Raw genomic sequence first — 23,524 nt, forward strand, 5'->3', positions numbered from 1 at the left:
TATATGAGAAAGGACTCTCGGATTTATTGTCAGCAAGGGCCATTGACTATTACCGAAACGGGCTGCGGCTGCTTATCGGGTATGACCTTTGTGTTTAAGGACTTGTTTGATGTGGAAGGATATAAAACGGGAGCCGGGAACCCCGTCTGGTTGTCGACTCATGAAGAAGCAAAAAGTACATCGCCACTGATCGAAAAGCTGTTGCAACAAGGCGCATTTTGTTGCGGCAGAGTTCAGTCCGACGAGCTTGCCTATAGCTTGAATGGGCAGAACATTCATTACGGTACACCGATTAACCCAGCCGCTCCAGAGTGTATTCCTGGGGGCTCATCCAGTGGCAGTGCGGTTGCGGTCGCCAATGGTGACAGCGATGTCTCAATCGGAACTGACACTGGAGGCTCAGTTCGTGTTCCTGCAAGTTATTGTGGGCTCTTTGGACTGAGGCCGACACTTGGGGGATTAGACCTGAGTAACTGTTTTGAGTTAGCGAAAAGCTTTGATACTGCGGGTATTTTTACCCGTGATCTCGCATCGATGAGTAAGGTTTGGAGTACGCTTTCCAGTACCGAGTTTGAGGGTAAAAAAGCAAATGTTGTTTATCTCGATAACCAATGTGCGCAAGTGTTAACTCAAGAGCGTTCAAGTCGTTTACATCAATGGTGCAAGCAAGCAGATATCTCATTGATTCATGGTGACTTTTTGGCCGATAACGGTTGGTCTTTGGAAGAGCTTAGTTTGCTGTTTCGTACTATACAAGGCTTTGAAATTATTGAAAAGCATGGTTCCTGGTTAGAGCTCAATGGTCGAAGTTTGGATCCTGCGATCATGGCGCGAGTGATATGGGCGAAAAGCATTACTCGTGAACAATACGTACAAGCACAGAAAAAACAGTCCGATTTCAAGAAGGTGCTGAACCGACAAATGAAACAACTTGGTTCGCTATGGATTATCCCAACCACACCTTCTGGACCACCGAGTCTAGATCAAACAGAAGAGGAGCTGGCGGAGTATCGTTCTCACTTGATGGGGTTAACCAGTATCGCAGGACTAAGTGGATTACCTCAACTGCATTTGCCGATGAAAGCGCTCAATGAAGGGCCTTGTGGGGTGTCAGTTTTGGGGGGGGCGAACAGTGAGAATTCACTAATTGTCACTGGTGAAGCCTTGATTGAAGGAGAGAGCGAATGAACTATCAAACTGCCTTTACCGCTCCTCACCATAAAGCCGCAGAAGTAGGTCAGCAAATCCTCGATCAAGGCGGTACAGCAAGTGAAGCGATGGTCGCTGCGGCTGCGATGATTGCCGTGCAGTATCCACATATGAACAGTATTGGCGGCGACAGTTTCTGGTTAGTCTCTAAACAAGGGAATGAACCTATTGCAATTGATGGATGTGGCGCAGCCGCAATTAACGTCGATGTAGACGCGTACCGTGAAAAATCTACTGAGCTTCCTGAAGCTGGTGGCGAGGCTGCAATCACTATGGCGGGAACGATTTCAGCTTGGGAAAAAGCTCTAGAAATAGATGCTGGAAAATTGCCGCTGGGCACGTTACTGCAACCCGCTATTGAAGCGGCTAGGAACGGGATTGAAGTGACCCAAAGCTTGGTTGATGCGAGTGAAAAAACTTTGCAGCGGCTAGGTGCACTTGAACACTTTTCAGATATCTACTTGAATGAGAACCAGCCCTTGAATAAAGGAGATGTGGTTACTAATAGCGCATTGGCTGATACGCTTTCATTGCTTGTTAAACATGGATTAGATGACTTTTATCGTGGTGAGATTGCCGAAATAGCAGCCAAGGAGCTGCAAGAAGCGGGCAGCCCAATTTGCTTAGAGGATTTCCACAGTCATCAAGCGAAACTGATGGCACCACTTAGCGTCGAAATATCAAAAGGGACGCTATTCAATTTTGGAGCTCCTACTCAGGGCGTTGCGTCGCTATTGATATTGGCCATTTACGATCGGTTAGCGAAGCGTGCCCAAAATGAGCTAGACCATATACACCTTCTCGTTGAAGCCACAAAGCAAGCATTCATTATTCGCGACCGCATTGTGTGTGATGAAGATTGTCTATCTCAACCGCTGCAATCATTACTCAGCGATAAAGAAATTGAAGAGTGCGTCAGTCGAATATCACTGGAACAAGCGCTACCGTGGCCACATCAAGCTGAACCAGGAGACACGATATGGATGGGCGCAACGGATCAATATGGCACGATGGTGAGTTTTATACAGAGCATATATTGGGAGTTTGGTTCAGGTGTAGTACTGCCTAGTTCTGGCATTGTCTGGAATATTCGAGCCAAGAGCTTTTCATTGGATGACAATCACCACAATGTTTTAGCGCCGGGGAAAAAGCCATTTCATACCTTAAACCCAGCCTATGCGAAACTCGCTGATGGTCGCCGAATGGTATATGGAACCATGGGTGGAGAAGGACAGCCGCAAACCCAAGCCTGTTTATTTAGTCGTTATCATTATCAACACTTCTCATTAGAAGACTCCGTTGCGCAGCCACGTTGGTTACTCGGGAGAACGTGGGGCGATAGCACCAATAATTTACGGCTTGAACGTACTTTGTATGAAAAATATGGAACCGAATTATCACACCTTGGCCATGACGTCATTGATGTAGATGATCAAAATGAATTGATGGGTCACGCTGGTGCGATCGTGATTGATACACATGGAAAAGCAGAGGCCACGAGTGATCCGCGTAGTGATGGCTGCTGGTTAGTTGGAGAGCAAGATGAGCAATAAAACCAATCTATTTGAAACCCTAAACCCGCCGCAACGTATCCTTATGGGACCGGGGCCAATCAATGCGTATCCGCGTGTTCATCAAGCACTCTCTCAATCGTTAATTGGTCAATACGATCCCGTGATGACTGGGTACATGAATCAAGTACAGTCGCTCTATCGTGACGTATTTGAAACGAAAAACCAGCAAACATTTTTGGTCGATGGTACTGCGCGATCGGGTATCGAAGCGGTCTTAGTATCGATATTGCAGCCGGGAGATAAGGTTCTGATCCCTGTGATTGGTCGTTTCGGTCACTTGTTGTGTGAAATTGCGCAGCGAGTTGGTGCGATCGTAAAGACCATCGATATTGAATGGGGCGAAGTGTGCCCACCAGAGAAAGTGGAAGCAGCGATTAAATCGTTTCAACCTAAATTACTTGCGACCGTTCAAGGTGATACGTCTACGACAATGAATCAACCGCTGAAAGAAATGGGTGAAATTTGTGCTCGTCATGGGGTTCTATTTTATTGCGACGCGACCGCTTCTATCGCAGGGAATGAACTAAAAATTGATGAGTATCACTTGGACGCCGTTTCTGCTGGGTTGCAAAAGTGCCTCGGAGGCCCATCAGGCTCTGCGCCAGTTACGTTAAGTGAGCAATGCGCGGAGGTGATTAATCGCCGTAAACACATTGAAGCAGGTATTCGTGCCGATCATCATACGCAGGGTGAAGATGCGATGATTCAGTCAAACTATTTTGATTTGGCGATGATTATGGATTATTGGGGCCCAGAGCGATTAAATCACCACACAGAAGCAACGAGCATGCTTTATGCCGCTCGCGAATGTGCACGACTGTTTCTTGAAGAAGGTGCAGATAATGTCATTGCTCGTCATAAACAAGCCGGAGATGCCATGGCGGCAGGTCTTCAAGCGATGGGGTTAGCGTTATTCGGTAATCAAAGCTACAAGATGAACAATGTGGTTGGTGTGTATATTCCTAATAACGTTGATGGTGATGCGGTACGTTTGGAATTACTGCATCGCTTTGGCATCGAGATTGGGACGTCTTTCGGCCCGTTACATGGCAAGATTTGGCGAATTGGAACAATGGGTTACAACGCGAGACAAGAGTGCGTGTTAACAACCTTAGCCGCTCTAGAAGCCATTTTGATTAAACATAAAGCGAGCATCTCTCAAGGCCAAGGTGTTGCCGCGGCGATGGAGCTGTACTGTTAATATCGACAAAGGAGTGCTTATGATGACAATGGAAAGTCGAGCGGTGCGGTTGATGGAGCAGGCAGATACCTTAGCTTCTTTCAGTGAAAGCCCAACAGAGTTAACCCGTGCGTATCTCACCCCAGAACATCGCGCGGCACATGACCAGATAGCCACTTGGATGCGACAAGCCGGATTAGAAACATGGGAAGACAGTGTAGGAAACCAGTGGGGACGCAAAGTATCACCCAACCCCACAGAGCCAACTTTGATCCTCGGGTCTCACAGTGACACAGTGACCAACGCTGGGAAATATGATGGTAATTTGGGTGTTATCTTAGGGATTGAAACACTGGCCGTGTTGTCGGAGGAAACCTTTCCTTTTCATATTGACGTGGTGGCTTTCGCTGATGAAGAAGGCACGCGTTTTAATACCACGCTCATAGGTTCCAGTGCAATTGCTGGTTGCTTTCAAACAGAGTGGTTGAACATTCACGATGCGAATGGTGTGACAATGTCACAAGCAATGCGTGATTTTGGACTTGAGCCGAATAAGGCTGGCCATGATGCGAGAGTGGCCGATGATATCCAAGCCTATCTTGAAGTTCATATCGAACAAGGCCCAGTATTAGAAGCGGCAAACCTTGCCGTGGGAGTAGTCACGGGTATTGCAGGAGCAAAGCGTTTTCAATGTCAGGTTAAGGGGGTGGCTGGCCATGCGGGTACAGTGCCTATTGGTCTGAGGCAAGATGCGCTTTGCGGTGTTGCCGAAATGATTAACAGCATCGAAGAGTATGCAAAGCAACACGATATCGTTGCTACCGTCGGGAAGTGTGAAGTGCTTCCTAGCGCCGTAAATGTAATACCAGGTGAAGTGAACTTCACTATTGATATTCGCAGTTCGTCACAATCTAAACTTGAAGCGTGCACGGTTGGACTTTTAGATAAAATTGAGCAGATTGCCCATCAGCGGAATCTAGGCTTTACAAGCGAGAATATCTATCAGGCATCCGCTGTTTCATGTGACGAAGATTTGCAGAAAAAGTGGGCCAGTGCGGTAGAAACGATCACTGGCGACTCTGCGCTCTTTCTTTCAAGCGGCGCTGGCCATGACGCTATGGCTGTCGCCAATCTAACTAATGTCGGCATGCTTTTCGTCCGTTGTGAAAAAGGTATTAGTCATAATCCACGAGAACAGGTAACAACGTCAGATGTGCAAGTTGCACTGAGTTGTTTTATCGAGATGGTACGTGGTTTTAAATATGATTGTTTATGAAAATAAGCTAACAATGTCGAGAGTTTCTGTAGGGCAACTTTCTAGATCAACATTTTCACTTATATGACGGATATGACTTTGCATTAGGTCGTGGGCAAGATCACCATCAGAAGCGCGTATTGCTTCAACTAATTCAGCATGTTCTTCGTCTCGACATGCGCTGGCACCGGTAGAGTCGAAAATACCAATAATAAGTGATGATTGTGTCACTAGATCTTTAACGACCTGTACCATTACATCATTGTCAACTAACTCTGCAAGAAGAGTATGAAACTGACCGGAGAGTCGTATCGATTCGCGCCGATTGTGACTAGACCGCGCGGCTGATTCTTTCTTTAAATGCTTGTCGAGTAGTTTGTAATCTTTAGCTTTGGTTCTTTCTGCTGCAAGACGCGCTATTGGTGGTTCGACTACTAATCTCATATCGAAAATATCCCGTGCTTGCTTGGCACTAGGACGAGCAATAAAAGCGCCTTTGTTAGGTAATCGATTAATAAGTCCCCTGTCTGCGAGCATAAATATAGCTCTGCGAGCTCTCATGCGACTTACGTTAAAGGCCTTACCTAAATCAGATTCCGAAAGTTTAGTTCCAGGGGTTAAACGTTGGTCAATGATAGCTTGATAAATTTGTTCAACGATAGCTTCTTCTTCTACAGAGTCAGCGGCACGTGTTTTATTCATGTTGAATGATTCCTAATCTTTTAATGCTGCTTTATTTTAGATCAGTATGCGCAGAAATGGGGAGAATGGAAACGATATTTTTACTATTGAAACAACTTCTTATGAACTTCATGTATTGAGTTGACAGGTAAGTAATTGAATTTATTTATTATAATATGGGCTTTTAAATTTTAAATTGTTTGGTATGTCTATTGCATATTGTTAACGAGGATTGTTAACAATTTAACGACTTATTGTTATCAATATAATGAGTGCCAGTTTGAAGTATGGAAATGCTAGTCGGAGATTAGTAACTGGTATAAGTACAACAAAGGAGTTCTGTACATGAAAAAACGTAATTTTTTTAAAGTAGGTTTATTAGCCGGTGCTATGAGTATCGCAATGACAACCGCCACTTTTGCTGCAAATCCAGTACTTAAAATTGGTTTTGTTGGGGTGACTTCTGGACCTGCTGCCTCGTGGGGTATTTCCAATCAACGTTCAATGGAGACTCGCGCTGATTGGATCAATGAAATTGGTGGTGTCACTATTGGTGAAACCACTTATGATATTGAAATTGTTGCGTTTGATGACCAAAAAGATCCTAAACGAGCCATCGCAGGCATGGAAAAAATGGCACAGGAAGGCATTCACTATGTTGTCGGTCCAAATGTTGATGATGGCGCTGCGGCGGTACGACCCGTTGCAGAGCAAAAAGGTATTATGTATTTTCCTTACGCGTTTCCTAAATCTTTATATACTGCACCTGCTTCTAACGCGGTATTAGGTATGGTGGCAAACTATCAATCCGGCCCAGCTATCTATTCTTATTTAATTCAAAATAGTGGTATCAAGAATGTTGCATTTGTAGCCGCTAATGAATCAGATCCATTGAGTCAACGCGATAGTGGTATTAAAGCCGCTGAAAAACTTGGTCTTAAAGTAGTTTCCAGTAATGTTACTTATCAAGTTGATACCACTGACTTTACCCCCGTTCTATTACCCGTCATCAAATCTCAGCCTGACTTGATGGTTCTATCTGGCGTCTCTCCAGCAAATGCCCCGCAGCTAATTCGTTCGGCTCGTGAATTAGGTTATCAAGGTCTCATTTCAACTGAAACAGCTCAGGATGCAAATGTTCTCAAAGAAGGTGCCGGTGATTTAGCCAACGGATTTATCTCAGTTGGTGGGGCATCGACACCAGAACTAGCGTCGGACAATATGCGTGAATTTGTTGAGCGTTATACCGCTAAGTTTGGTGAATACAATGACGAATCTAATACTAAGGTATACGCACTTGAGTATATTTTAGAAACATTAAAAGCAAACCCATCTGCGGTTATGGATGTAACTGAATTTCAAGAAACAATGGACACGTTTGAAGCACCAAATCCATATATGGTGGGTGACGCTAAATTGAAATATGTTGGGACGAGTTCATTTGGTCAGAAAAGACAGGTATCAGTACCTTTGGTTGTAAACACCTACAAAGATGGTGAGTTTACAACCTTATTCGTTGCGCAAGTTGATTAGTCAATTTCGATTTGATTCCAACTAAGTGGCACGACTTAGTGCCACTGCTTTTTTTACAAAGGAATGTGTATGGAACAGATCATTGTTAATGGCCTTTACTTGGGGGCGCAATATGCATTAATAGCCTTGGGGTTAACACTCATCTTTTCGTTAATGAATGTGCTTAACTTTGCCCATGGCCAGATGTATGTTTTGGGCGGATTTGTCACCTACACTGCCGTCTCTCAGTTTGAACTTCCGTTTATTATAGGCTTGATACTCTCGGCATTTATCTTAGCTGTTGTTGGTGCTTTGATTGAGCGTTTTCTTTTCCGACCTGTTATCAAAAAATCAAAACGAGAAGAGAGCACCATGTTGCTCGCAGCAGGTATTGGTTTTTTTCTCGATTCCATTATTCTGCTTATTTTTGGTGAGAAGCAGCGCGGCATACCTAAAATTATCGATGGTGTCTTTAACTGGGATTTTCGAATCATTATACCCTATGACCGCATAGTAATTGGCCTTTTGGCGATTGCTATGATCATTAGTTTTATTTTTATTATGCATTACTCAAAAACTGGTCGTGCTATGCGAGCGCTAGCTCAAGATAAAGTTGCAGCGACGCTAATGGGTGTCGATGTCGATCGATATCAAATGATAGGCTTTGCTTTAGGGGCAATGCTTGCTGGTTTGGTTGGTGGATTGCTCGTAAGTATCACAGGCATCAACCTAGGGATGGGAGGTCCAGCGTCCACGAAAGCTTTCATTATGATCATGATTGGTGGCGCAGGCGTTATTCCTGGTGCAATTGTTGGTGGCTTTATTCTTGGCATGATGGAAAGCGTTGGCCTATCCGTACTGTCTGAATACGGTGATATTACTTACCTCGTTATATTTGCTTCTTTGATGGTTTTCTTAGTCATACGTCCGCATGGACTTATGGGCAAACCATGGGGTTAATTAAATGAATAAAACAATGTTAACACGGCTGTGTATTTTTCTTGCTGCGATATATTTGGTTGTTCCACTGATTATTACCGCTACTGGACGTACCGATTTCTATTATACGCTTACATCGGTGGCACTTCTTTCCATATCTTCAGCGGGCGTCTGGCTTACCTTCTATATTGGACGCATTAATATAGGTCAAGGAGCGTACTCATTGGCTGGCGGTTATGTCTCTGCCATTTTAATAACGCAAGCGGGATTGAATTTTTGGGTAACACTACCGATAGCGGGTCTATTCTGTGCGGTACTTTCGGTATTTATTGGTTTACCGATTTTACGTTTACGTGGTGTCTATTTTGCGATGGTTACTTTGGTATTGACAGAAGTGATGCGATTAACGGCATTGGCCCTTCCTATTACCCAAGGAGCAAAAGGAATCACCTCGATTCCGTTACCCGAGGCACTTACAGTATTTGGTCTAACACTTATTCCAGATTTTAGTACATTTGAAAACCCCAAAATTTCATTTTATATCATGGCTGTGACCATGATGGTGTTCGCATATTTGGTGCTTTGGCGTATTGTTCATTCTCGACTAGGTCATCTTTGTCGGTCACTTCAACAAAACGAAGAATTAGCATCATCAATCGGCGTAAACATCACTTATTTGAGAGTGTTAACTTACTCTATATCGTCTTTTTTTGGTGGTATTGCTGGGGCTAGCTTTGTTGCAATTACCCAATCTGTTTATCCTTCATCATTCCAAATAGCAGACAGCATTAATTTCATGCTTAACTGTTTTCTCGGTGGGCTTGGATATGTCTTCGGTCCGATGTTGGGAACACTCATGCTTTACTTCGGTTGGGACCTGTTGTTTACAACAGGTGAGTATCAAATGCTTATCTATTCAAGCTTGCTTATTTTACTGATGCTGGTGTTGCCAAATGGAGTATTAAGCCTGCTGGAACGTAAGGAGAAGCGCTAATGTTACCACTACTTGAGATCCGTGGAGTCACCAAGCATTTTGGTGGACTTACTGCTGTAAATGACGTGAGTTTTCAGGTTAATAAGGGAGAAATCCTATCTGTTATTGGCCCTAATGGTGCAGGAAAGTCGACTCTATTCAAGCTTATTTCTTCATTTCTAAAAACCAGTAGTGGGGAAGTGTTTTTGCGAGGAGAGCGGGTTAGCAATATGGCACCACATATTGTGGCTCGTCGGGGGATTGTTCGAACGTTTCAGGAAACGACGATCTTTCGTTCAATGACTGTTCGGGAAAATATTATTGTTTCTCACCACTTGCGTTCTAACGCTTCATTGCTTGGCTTTTTCTTTGGAACCAAGCTTGCAAAATCCGATGAGAAAAAGTTCGGAGAGTCAGCAGATCAACTTATTGAGTTTCTTGGTATCGAATCTATCGCGAATGAACTTGCCTTGAATTTACCGCAAGGGCATTTACGAGTGTTGGGAATGGCCATTGGCTTGGCAACCGATCCCGCGGTGCTGTTATTGGATGAACCGTTTGCTGGGATGAATCACGATGAGACGATGCGCATGGTTGAGCTTGTTCAGAGGCTTAGAGATGAGCGTGGGGTCACCGTGCTTTTAGTCGAACATGATATGCCTGCTGTGATGAAGATTTCAAATCGTGTTGTCGTGATTAACTTCGGGGAAAAAATTGCCGAAGGAACACCATTGGAAATTCAAAATAATCCGAAGGTTATCGAAGCTTATCTGGGTTCTGAAGATGCTGCAGTGGGGATCTGATAGATGAACGAAATTCTAAAGTTTGAAAATGTTGAGCTCTACTATGAACATGTGTATGCGTTAAAAGGTGTTTCTATATCGCTCAATGAAGGGGAAACCGTGGCCTTAATTGGTGCGAATGGCGCTGGAAAATCATCGATTTTGCGTGCGATTACAGGGCTTAATCAAATTAAATCAGGGTCAATCCAGTATAACGGAGAGCGACTTGATGGCACTCCGGCTGCTGAGATTGTTAAGCGAGGTATTGCAATGGTTCCTGAAGGGCGTCGTGTTTTCCCCTATATGTCTGTTAAGGACAACTTGTTGATGGGGGCGTTCACACGTACCGATAAAGCCGGAATCGCTCGTACTCTCGATAGTGTGCTAGAACGTTTCCCTAGACTACGTGAACGGTATTCGCAGCAAGCCAGTACATTGTCTGGTGGTGAACAGCAAATGATGGTGATTGGACGAGCTTTGATGGCTGATCCTAAGGTACTTTTACTCGATGAGCCTAGCCTAGGGATTGCGCCAAAGCTTGTGCAGGACATCGCTCGTTCTATTGTTTCTATTTCAAGAGATCAGAATGTAAGTGTGTTGTTGGTGGAGCAAAATAGCCGTATGGCTATGTCTATCTCAAACCGAACATATGCACTTTCTACAGGTAAGGTTGTGTTAGAGGGTGCGTCAAAAGAGTTGATTCATGACGACCGAATCAAGGCTGCATACTTAGGGGGAGAGGTCTAAAGCATCATGAAAATTCTTATTGTTAATCCAAATACGACTAAGAGCATGACAGAGAAAATAGCGACCGAAGCTCGGAAAGTGGCGTCAATTGGAACTGAGATTATGGCTGTAACTTCTGCATCGGGGCCTGTGTCCATAGAGGGTTACTATGACGAGGCTATGTCTCTGCCAGGGATGTTACAGGCCATAAGAGAGGCTGAGAATTTTGATGCTGTTGTTATCGCTTGCTTTGATGACACCGGCTTAGATGCAGCTCGATGTGTAACGGAAAAACCCGTTCTTGGTATTGGGGAGGCGGCTTACCGAGTAGCATCAATGCTATCAAATAAATTCAGTGTTATTTCCACACTAAATCGATCAGTGCCAGCTTTGGAACATAACTTGCTTCGCTATGGAATGGAACGTCAGTGCATCCGAGTTCGTTCTTCTGAAATACCAGTGCTTAGTCTTGAAGATGGTAATGTGGATGCGATTGAAATTATTGCTCAAGAAATTAAGCGAGCCATTGATGAAGATAAAGCTGAATCGATAGTACTCGGCTGCGCTGGAATGACGGATCTGGCTGATTTACTAAGTGAACGTTTTTCATTACCAGTATTAGATGGTGTTACCTGTGCTGTAAGTCTATGTGAGAGCTTGATTAGGTTAAATCTAAAAACGACACGGAAGGGAGGTTATGCACCGCCACCGGAGCACAAACTTTGTCATTTCAACACTAACTAGAACGGATAAGTTAGTTAGGTAAGATCATAAAAGGAATAAATTATGAGCGATAGTTACCCAAGAGACTTAATCGGATATGGAGAGAATCCGCCAAACCCTAATTGGCCTCATCAGGCAAAAATTGCGTTACAGTTTGTGATCAATTATGAAGAAGGTGGAGAAAATTGTGTGCTCCATGGTGATGAGGGTTCCGAGAAATTTTTGTCGGAAATCGTCGGAGCCGAATCTTATCAAGACCGACATTTAAGCATGGAATCGATGTACGAATATGGCAGCCGTGCAGGGTTCTGGCGTCTTCATCGGTTGTTTAATAAAGAGCAGATTCCAGTGACGGTATTTGGTGTCGCGACAGCATTAGAGAAAAATCCCGATGCAGTGAAAGCGATGCTCGAATCAAACTGGGAAATTGCAAGTCATGGGCTTCGTTGGATTCATTATCAAGACTTTACTCGAGAACAAGAAAAAGCCCACATTGAAGAAGCCATCGAGATTCATCAGCGAGTGACGGGTAAGAAACCTAAAGGGTGGTACACCGGGCGAACGAGTCCTTATACACTTGAACTTATCGCCGAACGTGACGACATTCTTTATTGTTCGGATAGCTATGCAGACGATTTACCATACTGGGACAATCATTATTCAAAACCGTTGTTGGTGGTTCCCTATACCCTAGATACCAACGATATGCGCTTTGCGACGCCTCAAGGGTTCAACAGTGGTGAGCAGTTCTTTCAGTATTTAAAAGATGCTTTTGATGAACTGTACGCAGAGGGGGAAGATAGCCCGAAAATGCTGAATATTGGTCTACATTGCCGATTGGTTGGCCGACCAGCACGATTGGCCGCATTAAGACGTTTCATCGAATACACCAAGACCTTTCCCGATGTCTGGTATGCCACCCGAGAGCAAATAGCCGAGCATTGGGTTAACAGATAAGCAGTTCGACAGATGTAGTGTTCATTCTGGATACATAGTCAACAAGCATTTTATATTTATCAAAGGCATGCCTTAATTTATGCCTTTGTTGCAAAGCATAATATTGAATTACCCAAATCTATTCATTTTCGTTCGACAATGCTGCGTCTAATATGTGCTCAACGTGAGCAACCGTGGTGTTAATGAAGCCAATGCCTTGAAAACGGAAAAAAGCGTCATCTCGGTATTCAGGAAACGCTAAGGGTAACTCAGTACAGGCGAGACAAACAAAATCCGATTCTTTATTTAAGATATAGCGTTCACTCAATTCGAGTAAATAGTCGCGTGAGCGCTCAATATTATCGGTATGAAGGTCGCTATTTATCAACGCATATAAGCGTTCAACTTCACCGTCCGATACTCCTTCAATGGATGAAATATTCTGTTTTTTTAATGCATCGGGATAAGCTTGACTGCTCATGGTTAAGGGAGTACCTAACACGAGCGCTCGTTGACCACCATTCAAAGCAACCGTGTTTGCGGTTGATTCTAAGATACTAATAATCGGAAGGTCGAGTCCGTTTGATATACCATGTAATCTTGTATGAGGGGTGTTACTGGCAATGACGCCGAGCTCGGCTCCTGATCTTTTTAACTGCTCAAATACGTTTCGAAAATAGGAATCATGTTCTACCCATGATGCTTCATTCCCCAGCTCTCCACGAATCTTTCTAGGTTCGTTGACGTTTAACGATTCAATCACCATCGGCACTGTTGAGTATGGGGTTGGCTCCCCTTTTTGCTGGAAGTGATGGTTAGCTTTTTGATTCAATAGGCGATAGTAATCCATGGTTGAGGGCCAAGCTAAGCCGCCGATTATCCCGATTTTTTTCAATGTGACTTCTCCAAGCTTCGAACTCAAAGCGAAATGGTAGGCTTCAATTTAAATCTTTTAATCAGTTAATTCATTGTTTTGTGACGCAGTCGATTCAGACTACGCCACATACTCTTATTGGATCATCATTAGCGTATTGGTGGTGCGTACATAAAGCCGCCATCTTTCCAAAGTGCATTAACACCACGGGCGATTTGAAGTGGAGAACCCGATCCGACTTGGCTTTCAAATAGCTCACCATAATTACCAACTTGTTTGATAATTTGATAGCTCCAATCATCTGATAAACTCAGTGGTTTACCTTTAGGGCCTTCAACACCTAATATGCGTCTAACATTTGGATCGTTCGACTCTCTCATTTGATCGACGTTTTTAGACGTTATTCCATATTCTTCCGCGTTAATCATTGTAAACAGCGTCCACTTAGTGATATTTAGCCAATTATCGTCGCCTTGACGTACTACTGGGCCAAGTGGCTCTTTCGAGATTATTTCTGGCAAAATGATGGCGTTAGATGGGTCTTCCAGTTCCAAGCGCAGGGCATATAATCCAGATTGATCGGTCGTTAACACATCACATCGCCCGGAATCAAAGCCTTTCTTAGTCTGGTTTGGTGTATCAAATACAACGGGTTGGTAAGACATTCCATGACTACGGAAATAGTCAGCTAAGTTTAATTCTGTAGTGCTACCAGCTTGAACACAAACCGACGCCCCGTCGAGTTCATCTACGCTGCTAACCCCCAAATCTTTAAATACCATGAACCCTTGACCATCATAGTAAGTGACACCGGCAAAGTTCAAGCCGAGGGCTGTATCACGGGTATAAGTCCAAGTAGTGTTGCGAGAGAGCACATCGACTTCGCCTGACTGTAGCGCAGTAAACCGTTCTTTTGGTGTGAGTGGGATGTATTTCACTTTGGTTTTATCGCCGATCACTGCTGCCGCAAGTGCTTGGCAATATCCAACATCTAAGCCTTCCCATTCGCCTTTTGAGTTTGGGTTCGAGAATCCGGGTAACCCAGTACTCACGCCACATGTTAAGTACCCACTTTGTTTAATTCTGTCGAGTGTCGAAGTCTCAGCAAAAGCAGTACTCGACATCAATAATAACGACGATATCACGGTAGTCGATAGGGCATTAAATTTGAAATTCATATGAGGATCCTTCCTGACGTTTGTTTAAAAAGAAATGTTTAATCAATAAATCCCTTCTAGATGGCGTTTAGATATATACCTTTGCTAGACGTTCACGCATTATCTATAGATAAATACTATAATTTGGTGTTAATTCATTGATTTTGTTTAGGTTTGTTTTCGTGTCTTTCAGGCTAGAATGCCGAAGTTGAAACAAAGAGTAAATGGTGCAGAACTGCACGACTTTAGTGATTTAGAGAGTTATGCCAAAGAGTGATTTTACGGCGGTGACATATGCTAATGAACGGATTAATTTGGTTTCTAATCAGCGTCAAATTAAAGAATGATTCTTAAAAATAATACGAGAAATTCAAGGTACGACAGGGTAAAGCACCGAGTTGGCGCTTGCCTTAAATGGCACAATATAGGTATTCGGTTACTGTTCTCGTGCAGTAGTAACCGACTCGCCTAAAATAGGTTGCCGCTTATAAATAAAGAATCAACAACTTTGAGCTCTTGCCTTTTTTTATAAGAAAAACTTGAGCTAATAATTAGGTTTATAATATCACTTTCTTCTGGTTTAGCATGATCCTGTCTTGACAACAAATTCAGCATCTTGAATGATCCGAGGATAGTAGACTCATAGCAAGTATCCACACAGTAACAGTGATTATGGTGCTTAGCTGGTGCGGTATTAACTCAAAATATATCGTGAGCTCACCGCGTTCTCTATCAACTTCACGCTAGAAGGTGTTGGAATAACTCTCCGCTGAAATGGTCGCGGGTGGTTACAGACATTTTAGAGTTGATCGAGAGAACTGGGTGAGCTCATCTTTAATCATACACAAACAAAACGCGTATTTATCAGGCTGGGAAGCTTTGAGAGTCCGTATTAGTAAGGAGCATATTTGTAAATGGCTAATCGATACGATTACATCATAGTAGGGGCAGGTTCGGCAGGTTGTGTACTTGCCGATCGTTTAACTGAATCAGGAAAAAACTCAGTTCTCTTACTCGAGGCCGGTGGCTCTGATCGCAGTATTTTCATTCAAATGCCGACCGCGCTTTCTTATCCCATGAACACTCCAAAATACGCGTGGCAATTCGAGTCATTGAGTGAAAGTGGGTTAGATGGTCGTAAATTACATTGTCCCCGTGGAAAGGTACTAGGTGGCAGTTCGTCGATTAATGGCATGGTGTATGTGAGAGGGCATGCATGCGACTTTGATGAGTGGCAAGAACACGGTGCGGCTGGATGGGGATACAGTCACTGTTTACCTTACTTTAAGCTAGCTGAAACTTGGAGTGATGGTGAGTCAACTTATCGAGGTGGTAGCGGACCGCTATCAACCTGTAATGGCAATGAAATGAAGCTAAATCCGCTATATCAAGCGTTTATTGATGCGGGTAAAGATGCGGGTTATCCCGTGACCGAAGATTATAACGGTTATCAGCAAGAGGGATTTGGCCCTATGCACATGACAGTTAAGAATGGTGTGCGTGCGTCTACATCGAATGCGTATTTAAAGCGAGCGATTAAGCGCACCAATTTAACGGTTATCAAGCATGTTGTCGCGCGTAAAGTGGTCATTGAAAAGGGTGTTGCTGTTGGGGTCGAATATGAGAACAAAGGCAACGTAAGCACTGCCTATGCTGATCAAGAAGTGATTTCATCCGCAGGTTCGATTGGATCGGTTCAGTTGTTACAGCTCTCAGGAATCGGCCCTAAAGAGGTACTAGAACAAGCCGGCATTGACGTTCATAAAGAATTGGCAGGGGTTGGCGAGAACCTTCAAGATCATCTAGAAGTGTATTTTCAATATCGTTGTAAAGCACCAATAACGTTAAACAGTAAGATCGATCTTATAAGCAAAGGAATGATTGGAGCAGAGTGGATTTTGACCAAAAAAGGGTTGGGAGCCACTAACCATTTTGAATCGTGCGCATTTATTCGTTCTCGAGCTGGATTGAAATGGCCAAATATTCAATATCATTTTTTACCTGCAGCAATGAGATATGACGGTCAAGCGGCATTTGATGGACATGGTTTTCAAGTCCACGTTGGGCCGAATAAACCCACGAGCCGTGGTAAGGTCTGGGTGACATCAAACGATCCTTATGACCAACCATCAATAAAATTCAATTATTTATCGACAGAAGAAGACATTCAAGATTGGCGCGACTGCATCCGATTAACTCGTGAGATATTAAGTCAGCCAGCGCTTGATAACTATCGAGATGAAGAAATCCAACCTGGCCAAAATGTGCAAACGGACAGTGAAATTGATCAATGGGTACGTTCAAATGTAGAAAGTGCATATCACCCGTCGTGTACGTGTAAAATGGGAGATACATCCGACCCAATGGCTGTGGTTGATTCAGAATGTCGTGTGATAGGTATTGATAAATTGAGGGTTGTTGATTCTTCTATTTTTCCATCAATAACTAACGGTAACTTAAATGCGCCAACGATTATGGTCGCAGAAAAAGCCGCTGATCACATCTTACAACGTCCTTTATTGGACGCAATAGATGCTCCAGTTTGGATTGCTCAGAACTGGGAAGAAAAGCAAAGAGATACTACGCCAGAGTAAAACTTGCATTAGTGTTGAACAATCACCGAGAAAGCTCAAGCGGTATTTGATTTGTTATTGGAAGAAGGGGTACTGAAGTAATTCAAGTATCCCCTTATTTTAATGCTAAGGTCGATTAGAACGACGTATAGGTATTTTGATGAAATGAGTTAACGATATTGGCTAACTCTTGGTGGTCAATGGCTCGACAAACCGCTTCTTCAGGGTGTTTGAAGGTTGTCATATCTTCAGCTGCCACCATGGCATTGATTACCGATTCTTCGACACATTCAACGGTTGCTTGATAAAACTCATCAAACAACTCATCATTTAAACTAACCATGTTGCGGTAGGCGCCCGATAGTTGAGGTAATGACTGTTCATTGGCAGTACTAAACGCTAAGAAAATATCGCCCGAGTTGTTCCCTCCTGGAGATCCATTTCGGCCGATACCAATTGCTGCTCGTTTGGCCATGCGTCGTAGCTGGTGAGGTTCCATTGGCGCATCCGTTGCAATGATTACGATAATCGATCCCTTTTCCGATTTTTGATGGATGCGGTCTTCAACTAGGCATTTCCCAACAGGCGCACCTAACACATTGAGCCAAGGTCGAATCCCATGATTGGCTTGAACCAACGTCGCCACGGTATATGTTTCGTTATCAATGTCGATCAATCGTGAAGAGGTGCCCGTTCCTCCTTTGAAGTCATAAGCAATCATACCCGTACCACCGCCTACGTTGCCCTCGGCAATCACGCCTGTTTTTGCCGTATTTAGTGCATCTGTGGCATCGCTTTCGGTGACATGCATTGCGTTTATGTCATTTAAAACACCATCGTAAGTTTCTGCGACTACTGGCATCGACCAAAGGTGATTCTCGGTCCACTCTTTTCGATATTTATTTATCATCCATTTAACCGTTGCATGATGAGTGATGCCGACACCATGAGAATTGGTGAGCATGATTGGCCCAGTAAAATAACCGCCGTCTTGAATCCAGTGAGTTCCGGTCATTTCACCATTCCCGTTTAGGGCAAAGGTTCCCGCCCAAACAGGTTTAGGGGTATCTTCATACCCTCGAGGTAGAATCGCCGTGACGCCGGTTCTAGCGGGCGATATTGGGTCGTCATTGATGAGTGTCTTATAGCCCACAAGGACTCCAGGCACGTCGGTAATCGAATTATATTTCCCTGTTTTTCCCGGAAAAGGGAGGCCTAGCTCTCTAGCTCGTAACGTGTGTTTCATACCAAAATTCCATTTTTCTTATTTTTGTGTGGGGCCATTTTTTGCTTTGAAATAAATTCCAGCGGTTGCCACGATGATGGAAAATATCAGCATCAAAGTCGCTATTGCATTTATTTCGGGTTTAATTCCGCGTCGGATCATCCCGAGAATAAACACGGGTAGAGTGGTTGAATCGACGCCGCTAATGAAATAGGTGATCACCAAGTCATCCATTGAAATAATGAAACTGAGAAGTGCGCCGCCAATGATGCCGGGTAAAATTAACGGTAACGTAACGCGTTTAAAGGTTTCCCATTCATTTGCACCAAGATCGGATGAAGCGTCTTCTAGCATTGGATTCATGTTTGCCAAGCGAGCACTAACAACGACAAATACATAACTGGTTAGGAACGTACAATGGCCGATTATGATCGTGGTAGTGCCGAGGGAAAACCCAATACTGACAAAGAAGATAAGAAGCGCAATGCCTAGTACGATGTCAGGCATCACCATTGGGGTAAACATTAATAGTCGATAAAAAGATTGAAATTTAAACCGATATCTAGCGATGGCCAATGCCGTACTCGTCCCTAATACTGTAGAAATACACGTTGCACATAACGCAACGATAAGGCTATTCGTTAGTGCATGGAGCAGTTGGCTGGTCGAATCGACATATCTTGAATCCGACGTGAATTCTGTCTGCATTCCAAATATAGTTTTGTACCAGTCGAACGTAAATCCTTCCCAAATCATAATGTTAATGGGGTTTGCGTTAAATGAATAAACGACAATTAAGATAACCGGAGCATAAAGGAATACAAAAAACAAAATGCTATATATGGACAATAATTTATGTAAAGGCGTTGATTTTTTCATGTGCTGTCCCTAGTTTTTGTCCGTATTGTTCGGTCTTGAACGATACACATATAAAGCAAGAAGAATGAGCATAAAGAAGGTGATAACCATCGATAGCGCCGCACCAAATGGCCAATTCCTAGCATAAAGAAATTGCTGCTCAACCATGTTCCCGATCATGATAACTTTTGAGCCTCCAAGTAGATTGGGTACAACGAAGTTGCCCAAACTTGGAATAAAGACCAATAGAGATCCTGCCGCGACGCCGGGTAAGGTCATCGGAAAAATGACGCGTCGAAATGTTGTAATGGGGGAAGCGCCCAAGTCTTGAGAGGCTTGGATGAGTGTCTTATCAAGCTTTTCTACGCTCGAATAAATGGGCAGGAACATAAATGGAATAAATATATACACCATGCCAATGATGACCGCCGTTCCGGTAAACATAAGGCTTATTGGTTGCTCTATTACGCCTAACCATTGCAAAAATTGATTGGCAAATCCAGAGTCTCTTAGGATTAAAATCCACGCGTACAGCCTGACGATCATACTGACAAAAAATGGCAGTGTGATTAACAGTACGAACATCGCTTTTGCTTTCGGGGAAAGTGTCGTCATCCAGAATGCGACCGGATAACAAATAACAAACGTACAGACAACCGTAACCAGTGCCAACCCAACTGAGCGTAAAAATATTTCTAAATAGACACTGTCGAACTCTTCATAAAAGCCGTCAGCCCAGCCAAATATTCTACCGTAATTCCAATGATAGAAATTCCATTCTACTCCGCCATACAGTCCAGCTTCGAGAAAGCTAAACGTTAGCATTGTTAGTAGAGGGATAATGAAAAATACAAATAGAAACAACGATGTGGGACTGAGTAAACCTAATATGGTTAGCTGCTTACGTGATAGTGTTTTCATGCGAGTTCCACTTCTTCTGATTGAACTGAGGAAAGGATGTGCATCGCTGAAGTGCGGTAATAAAGTTGAATGTCTTGTCCGACCGAATAGTGGTCGTTTTCTTTGCGCACCAGTGCCGAAATCGTTTGCCCATTGGATAATGTGCCGTGAAGTTGATAATCCGTGCCAACGAACACCACTTGTTGGATTGTCATTGTTAGGTAGTGCGAGTCAGAACTTTGTTCGACTTGTTTCAAAGACAATTGCTCAGGGCGAATAAGAATTTGTTGCTCAGTACCGATTTCTTTTGTGGTTGGGGGCGCACATAATGTGATGCCGTTGCAATCGACAACCGTATGATCATCGTATTTTTCAGTGATGGCTCCGGTAAATAAATTGCTCTCTCCGATGAAGCGAGCGACAAATGCATTTTGCGGGCGGTGATAAATTTCGTTTGGCGTTCCGATTTGTTCTACTTTGCCGCCATTGAGCACAATAATGCGGTCAGACATTGTGAGGGCTTCTTCTTGATCGTGTGTCACGAAAATAAAGCAAATGCCTAGCTCGGTCTGTAAGCGTTTTAATTCAAGCTGCATTTTCAGTCGCAGGTTTTTATCCAAAGCCGATAAAGGTTCGTCCAACAGCAGTAACTTTGGTCGGTTGATGACAGCGCGTGCTAGAGCAACTCGCTGTTGTTGTCCGCCGGATAATTGTGAAGGAAATCGTTTCCCCATTCCGGCTAGGCCAACCATTTCTAACATCTCATTGACGCGTTGGTTTCGTTCGGTTTTGTCCACTTTTCGTATGTCTAAACTATAGCCAATATTGTCTTCCACTGCCATATGAGGGAAAAGTGCGTAAGACTGGAAAACCGTATTGACCTGGCGTTTGTGCGGTGGCTGATTAACAATCGATTCACCGTCAACGCGTATGTCGCCTGAATCAATGCGTTCAAATCCAGCGATGGTTTTCAAGAGCGTGGTTTTACCGCAACCTGATGGCCCAAGTAGCGTAATAAATTCGTTTTGCGCTATGCGTAAATCAATATTATCGAGCGCTTTGATGATACTTCCTTCGGGAGTAGCAAACTGCCTATGTGCGCGTCGGATGCGAATATACTCACTAAATTGTGGGGAAGTCATTGAGTTACCTTCTATACAGCGAATTTCGGTAGATAGAGCGGGAAAAATCCCGCTCCAAAACAGAGTGTTTAGTTCGTACGGATTTGAGTCCAGATTCGATCATAAAGCTTGGTTCCTTTCCCAAGCTCTTCAAATATCTGTAATTTTGCACGAACGTCTTCTGGTGGGTTTATCATTTTGTTGTTGCGCAGTTCATCAGGTAGTAGGGCAATGGCGTCTTTATTCGCAGTACCATTGGTTTGCTGGATAGCATTCATTGCAGCAATTTCTGGCTGAGTGAAGAACTCTAAGAACTTAACCGCATTGGCTTTATTAGGTGCAGATTTTAGAACACACATGTTTTCCTGATACATAGTCGCGCCTTCTTTAGGAATGACGTAAGCAAGTTCTTCAGGACTTTCTTGGACATACAACATTGCGCCCACATACCATTGAGCAGCCGCGAGATCGCCAGATTTAACAAGAGGGATACTGTCGTAAGTAAAGGATGAAACGTTTGGTTTCTGTTTAATGATGTAGTCTTTTGCGAGTGTTAAGTCGTCGCGATCGGTGGAGTTAACGCTTTTGTCATGTGTGATTAACCCTACTCCGATGACTTCACGCATATCATTCAGCATGGCAATTTTATTGCCTTGTTCTGGTAGAGCAAAGAACTCTTCCCATGAATCGAGGCTAGGAACGAGCTTTTTGTTATAAACAATTCCTACCGTACCCCAAGCATAAGGTAAGCAATATTCGCCGTTCGGGTCGAGTTTCGCTTTAAGAAAGCTTTTATCAATATGGCTGAAGCCCGAGTATTCGTTGATATTGGTTTTCTCGAGTAGGTCAAGCTTGGTCATGATGTCTTGCATATGAACGGATGGGAAGACAAGGTCATACCCTTTTGCTCCTGCTTGAAGTTTCGCAAGCATCTCTTCATTCGAAGAATAGGTATCTAAAACTACTTTGATGCCTGTTTCTTCAGTAAATTTTGTGATTATTTCCGGGTTTATATACTCACTCCAGTTATACAGGTTGAGTGTTTCTTCAGCTTGTGAATGTGCAGACATTAATACAGATGATACTGCGACCGCTAGGCTGCAAACTTTTAATAGCTTTGCTGGCTTTTTTCCAAAAAAATTGATGTTCATATAGGCACCTTTCCTTGTGACAAGAGTAAATGTGTAGATGGAATCTGAATCAATACTGAAAATTTCACCTTAAAATTATTGTATTCCTTGGTGTTATTATTTCAATATCATAATATGTTACACCTCTAACATAATTACTTTTAACTAAAAATCATTGTCTTATATTGTTTTTTGGGTTTTTGGACTTTAAAGGTGGTTGATTTTTGCACTCTTATGGGTAATTTAATAATGGCAATGCACCACCATAATGCGAGTTATCAACAGTGAGGAACTATGGAACACACTTTTTCATCCCGGCCTGAATATATTGCGACGTCGATAGCTCAGAAGCTAAAAGCCTTGATACCCGATGTGTCGGTTTCAGAAGCACGAGTTGCTCAGTTTATCTTGCTAAATCTAGATCAAATTAGTTTTGAAACAGGGGCTTCTATTGCAGAGAAGGCAGCAGTTAGCCAAATTACCGTGAGCCGTTTTTTAAAGCGAGCGGGTTATCAGGGAATTTCATCGTTAAAAGACGCACTAAAAAAGGAGCTGCTTCTTCCAGATGGAACGGACACGAACCGACTGCCTATCGATGCCTTCTATAAAGAAAATTTCAAGAATGAATTACAAGTCTTGATGAATTTATTTGAACAGTTTGAAAATGGAAGATGGGATGGAATTGTCAGTTGTGTTGATGCGGCTAAGCGAGTGTACATTACGGGATTTCAATCCATTAGCGGAACCGCACAAGACTTAACCAGACGGATGTCATTAGCCAGAGACCGAGTTCAATATCTTTCTCCTTATGATGGCATGATGGCCGAGTGGCTCGAAGGTCAATCTTACCGACGCCAAGAATACGATGTTCTGATCGTTCTTGATATTGTTCCCTATGCACCCGAGAGCCAACTCTTATGCGAGGAGGCGGTGCGGCAAGGTATTCAGGTCGTGATAATTACCGACGAATTTTGTCATTGGGCTGTCGACATTACACCGCATGTGTTTTATTCAAAGTCGAAAACAGGGCTGTTCCTTGAATCGACTTGGGCAATCGTAATGGCCACAAACATGTTAGTACACTGTGTTGCAAATCGAAGTTCCGATAGTGAAGAACGAATAAAGCGTTGGCATAAAATGACCAAACGCCTTGGCTTATTCTAGCTCGATACGATTTACGAAACGCTTACCCATGG

The 23,524-nt window shown here is 43.4% G+C and carries 21 protein-coding genes; 13 read left to right on the forward strand and 8 right to left on the reverse strand.

Annotated elements, in window-relative coordinates:
* Window positions 1–3 precede the first annotated feature (3 nt).
* From ACXJY6_RS01850 to ACXJY6_RS01865, 4 genes are read left to right on the forward strand one after another with little or no spacing between them, the layout of a single operon-like run.
* On the forward strand, window positions 4–1,188 hold the full coding sequence (locus ACXJY6_RS01850) for an amidase (RefSeq protein WP_456051449.1): 1,185 nt from the start codon (window positions 4–6) through the stop codon (window positions 1,186–1,188).
* Window positions 1,185–2,762, forward strand: coding sequence for a gamma-glutamyltransferase family protein (locus tag ACXJY6_RS01855; protein ID WP_456051450.1), 1,578 nt, complete (start codon window positions 1,185–1,187; stop codon window positions 2,760–2,762). The genes ACXJY6_RS01850 and ACXJY6_RS01855 overlap by 4 nt, the downstream gene beginning before the upstream one ends.
* A complete protein-coding gene (locus ACXJY6_RS01860) occupies window positions 2,752–3,984 on the forward strand; it encodes a pyridoxal-phosphate-dependent aminotransferase family protein (protein WP_458767095.1) in 1,233 nt (410 codons plus the stop codon). Before ACXJY6_RS01855 ends, ACXJY6_RS01860 begins: the two co-directional genes overlap by 11 nt.
* A gap of 19 nt (window positions 3,985–4,003) precedes the next feature.
* Entirely contained in the window at window positions 4,004–5,239 is a 1,236-nt protein-coding gene (locus ACXJY6_RS01865; RefSeq protein ID WP_456051452.1) for an allantoate amidohydrolase, read from the forward strand.
* Here ACXJY6_RS01865 and ACXJY6_RS01870 read toward each other — a convergent pair.
* Window positions 5,234–5,920, reverse strand: coding sequence for a GntR family transcriptional regulator (locus ACXJY6_RS01870; protein ID WP_456051453.1), 687 nt, complete (start codon window positions 5,918–5,920; stop codon window positions 5,234–5,236). The two genes, ACXJY6_RS01865 and ACXJY6_RS01870, sit on opposite strands and share 6 nt — an antisense overlap.
* A gap of 324 nt (window positions 5,921–6,244) precedes the next feature.
* Between ACXJY6_RS01870 and ACXJY6_RS01875 the strand changes: the two genes are divergently transcribed.
* The 7 genes from ACXJY6_RS01875 (at window position 6,245) to puuE (ending at window position 12,511) form a co-directional block, all read left to right on the forward strand.
* Complete coding sequence (locus tag ACXJY6_RS01875; RefSeq protein WP_456051454.1) at window positions 6,245–7,432, forward strand: ABC transporter substrate-binding protein; 1,188 nt, start codon at window positions 6,245–6,247, stop codon at window positions 7,430–7,432.
* A gap of 69 nt (window positions 7,433–7,501) precedes the next feature.
* Entirely contained in the window at window positions 7,502–8,371 is an 870-nt protein-coding gene (locus tag ACXJY6_RS01880; protein ID WP_458767098.1) for a branched-chain amino acid ABC transporter permease, read from the forward strand.
* A gap of 4 nt (window positions 8,372–8,375) precedes the next feature.
* A complete protein-coding gene (locus ACXJY6_RS01885; protein ID WP_456051456.1) occupies window positions 8,376–9,344 on the forward strand; it encodes a branched-chain amino acid ABC transporter permease in 969 nt (322 codons plus the stop codon).
* A complete protein-coding gene (locus ACXJY6_RS01890) occupies window positions 9,344–10,126 on the forward strand; it encodes an ABC transporter ATP-binding protein (RefSeq protein WP_456051457.1) in 783 nt (260 codons plus the stop codon). Before ACXJY6_RS01885 ends, ACXJY6_RS01890 begins: the two co-directional genes overlap by 1 nt.
* A 3-nt stretch (window positions 10,127–10,129) precedes the next feature.
* Window positions 10,130–10,852 (forward strand): ABC transporter ATP-binding protein, encoded by a 723-nt coding sequence (locus ACXJY6_RS01895; protein WP_456051458.1) that lies wholly within the window; start codon window positions 10,130–10,132, stop codon window positions 10,850–10,852.
* Between the two features lie 6 nt (window positions 10,853–10,858).
* Window positions 10,859–11,575 carry an aspartate/glutamate racemase family protein gene (locus ACXJY6_RS01900; protein WP_456051459.1) on the forward strand — a complete coding sequence of 239 codons (717 nt, stop codon included), beginning with the start codon at window positions 10,859–10,861 and terminating at the stop codon, window positions 11,573–11,575.
* A 42-nt stretch (window positions 11,576–11,617) separates the two neighbouring features.
* On the forward strand, window positions 11,618–12,511 hold the full coding sequence (gene puuE / locus ACXJY6_RS01905; RefSeq protein ID WP_458767101.1) for an allantoinase PuuE: 894 nt from the start codon (window positions 11,618–11,620) through the stop codon (window positions 12,509–12,511).
* A 118-nt stretch (window positions 12,512–12,629) separates the two neighbouring features.
* Here puuE and ACXJY6_RS01910 read toward each other — a convergent pair whose 3' ends face one another.
* Window positions 12,630–13,385: an aspartate/glutamate racemase family protein gene (locus ACXJY6_RS01910; protein WP_458767103.1), complete on the reverse strand. Its 756-nt coding sequence runs from the start codon at window positions 13,383–13,385 to the stop codon at window positions 12,630–12,632.
* A gap of 128 nt (window positions 13,386–13,513) precedes the next feature.
* Window positions 13,514–14,542, reverse strand: a complete 1,029-nt coding sequence (locus ACXJY6_RS01915; RefSeq protein WP_458767105.1) for an amino acid ABC transporter substrate-binding protein — start codon at window positions 14,540–14,542, stop codon at window positions 13,514–13,516.
* Window positions 14,543–15,435: 893 nt separating this feature from the next.
* Between ACXJY6_RS01915 and betA the strand changes: the two genes are divergently transcribed.
* Window positions 15,436–17,115: a choline dehydrogenase gene (betA, locus tag ACXJY6_RS01920; protein ID WP_458767107.1), complete on the forward strand. Its 1,680-nt coding sequence runs from the start codon at window positions 15,436–15,438 to the stop codon at window positions 17,113–17,115.
* A 115-nt stretch (window positions 17,116–17,230) separates the two neighbouring features.
* On the opposite strand, the gene ACXJY6_RS01925 is transcribed toward betA, so the two are convergent.
* The 5 genes from ACXJY6_RS01925 to ACXJY6_RS01945 form a co-directional block, all read right to left on the reverse strand.
* Entirely contained in the window at window positions 17,231–18,340 is a 1,110-nt protein-coding gene (locus tag ACXJY6_RS01925) for a DmpA family aminopeptidase (RefSeq protein WP_458767109.1), read from the reverse strand.
* Between the two features lie 18 nt (window positions 18,341–18,358).
* Complete coding sequence (locus ACXJY6_RS01930) at window positions 18,359–19,198, reverse strand: ABC transporter permease (protein ID WP_456051465.1); 840 nt, start codon at window positions 19,196–19,198, stop codon at window positions 18,359–18,361.
* 9 nt (window positions 19,199–19,207) lie between these two features.
* Window positions 19,208–20,098 (reverse strand): ABC transporter permease, encoded by an 891-nt coding sequence (locus ACXJY6_RS01935; RefSeq protein ID WP_456051466.1) that lies wholly within the window; start codon window positions 20,096–20,098, stop codon window positions 19,208–19,210.
* Window positions 20,095–21,219 (reverse strand): ABC transporter ATP-binding protein, encoded by a 1,125-nt coding sequence (locus ACXJY6_RS01940; protein WP_458767110.1) that lies wholly within the window; start codon window positions 21,217–21,219, stop codon window positions 20,095–20,097. The genes ACXJY6_RS01935 and ACXJY6_RS01940 overlap by 4 nt, the downstream gene beginning before the upstream one ends.
* Window positions 21,220–21,287: 68 nt before the next feature.
* On the reverse strand, window positions 21,288–22,349 hold the full coding sequence (locus ACXJY6_RS01945) for a polyamine ABC transporter substrate-binding protein (RefSeq protein ID WP_458767112.1): 1,062 nt from the start codon (window positions 22,347–22,349) through the stop codon (window positions 21,288–21,290).
* A 273-nt stretch (window positions 22,350–22,622) separates the two neighbouring features.
* Here ACXJY6_RS01945 and ACXJY6_RS01950 point away from each other — a divergent pair, with 273 nt between their 5' ends.
* Window positions 22,623–23,492, forward strand: coding sequence for a MurR/RpiR family transcriptional regulator (locus tag ACXJY6_RS01950; RefSeq protein WP_456051469.1), 870 nt, complete (start codon window positions 22,623–22,625; stop codon window positions 23,490–23,492).
* Window positions 23,493–23,524 lie beyond the last annotated feature (32 nt).

This window comes from Vibrio phycocola, assembly GCF_054404255.1.

Coding starts and splice junctions, on each gene's coding strand:
- ACXJY6_RS01880 (WP_458767098.1), top strand. CDS start 7,502: ATGGAACAGATCATTGTTAATGGCCTTTACTTGGGGGCGCAATATGCA.
- ACXJY6_RS01900 (WP_456051459.1), top strand. CDS start 10,859: ATGAAAATTCTTATTGTTAATCCAAATACGACTAAGAGCATGACAGAG.
- ACXJY6_RS01875 (WP_456051454.1), top strand. CDS start 6,245: ATGAAAAAACGTAATTTTTTTAAAGTAGGTTTATTAGCCGGTGCTATG.
- ACXJY6_RS01915 (WP_458767105.1), bottom strand. CDS start 14,542: ATGAATTTCAAATTTAATGCCCTATCGACTACCGTGATATCGTCGTTA.
- ACXJY6_RS01850 (WP_456051449.1), top strand. CDS start 4: ATGAGAAAGGACTCTCGGATTTATTGTCAGCAAGGGCCATTGACTATT.
- ACXJY6_RS01950 (WP_456051469.1), top strand. CDS start 22,623: ATGGAACACACTTTTTCATCCCGGCCTGAATATATTGCGACGTCGATA.
- betA (WP_458767107.1), top strand. CDS start 15,436: ATGGCTAATCGATACGATTACATCATAGTAGGGGCAGGTTCGGCAGGT.
- ACXJY6_RS01930 (WP_456051465.1), bottom strand. CDS start 19,198: ATGAAAAAATCAACGCCTTTACATAAATTATTGTCCATATATAGCATT.
- ACXJY6_RS01940 (WP_458767110.1), bottom strand. CDS start 21,219: ATGACTTCCCCACAATTTAGTGAGTATATTCGCATCCGACGCGCACAT.
- ACXJY6_RS01945 (WP_458767112.1), bottom strand. CDS start 22,349: ATGAACATCAATTTTTTTGGAAAAAAGCCAGCAAAGCTATTAAAAGTT.
- ACXJY6_RS01865 (WP_456051452.1), top strand. CDS start 4,004: ATGATGACAATGGAAAGTCGAGCGGTGCGGTTGATGGAGCAGGCAGAT.
- ACXJY6_RS01860 (WP_458767095.1), top strand. CDS start 2,752: ATGAGCAATAAAACCAATCTATTTGAAACCCTAAACCCGCCGCAACGT.
- ACXJY6_RS01890 (WP_456051457.1), top strand. CDS start 9,344: ATGTTACCACTACTTGAGATCCGTGGAGTCACCAAGCATTTTGGTGGA.
- ACXJY6_RS01895 (WP_456051458.1), top strand. CDS start 10,130: ATGAACGAAATTCTAAAGTTTGAAAATGTTGAGCTCTACTATGAACAT.
- ACXJY6_RS01925 (WP_458767109.1), bottom strand. CDS start 18,340: ATGAAACACACGTTACGAGCTAGAGAGCTAGGCCTCCCTTTTCCGGGA.
- ACXJY6_RS01870 (WP_456051453.1), bottom strand. CDS start 5,920: ATGAATAAAACACGTGCCGCTGACTCTGTAGAAGAAGAAGCTATCGTT.
- ACXJY6_RS01885 (WP_456051456.1), top strand. CDS start 8,376: ATGAATAAAACAATGTTAACACGGCTGTGTATTTTTCTTGCTGCGATA.
- ACXJY6_RS01935 (WP_456051466.1), bottom strand. CDS start 20,098: ATGAAAACACTATCACGTAAGCAGCTAACCATATTAGGTTTACTCAGT.
- ACXJY6_RS01855 (WP_456051450.1), top strand. CDS start 1,185: ATGAACTATCAAACTGCCTTTACCGCTCCTCACCATAAAGCCGCAGAA.
- puuE (WP_458767101.1), top strand. CDS start 11,618: ATGAGCGATAGTTACCCAAGAGACTTAATCGGATATGGAGAGAATCCG.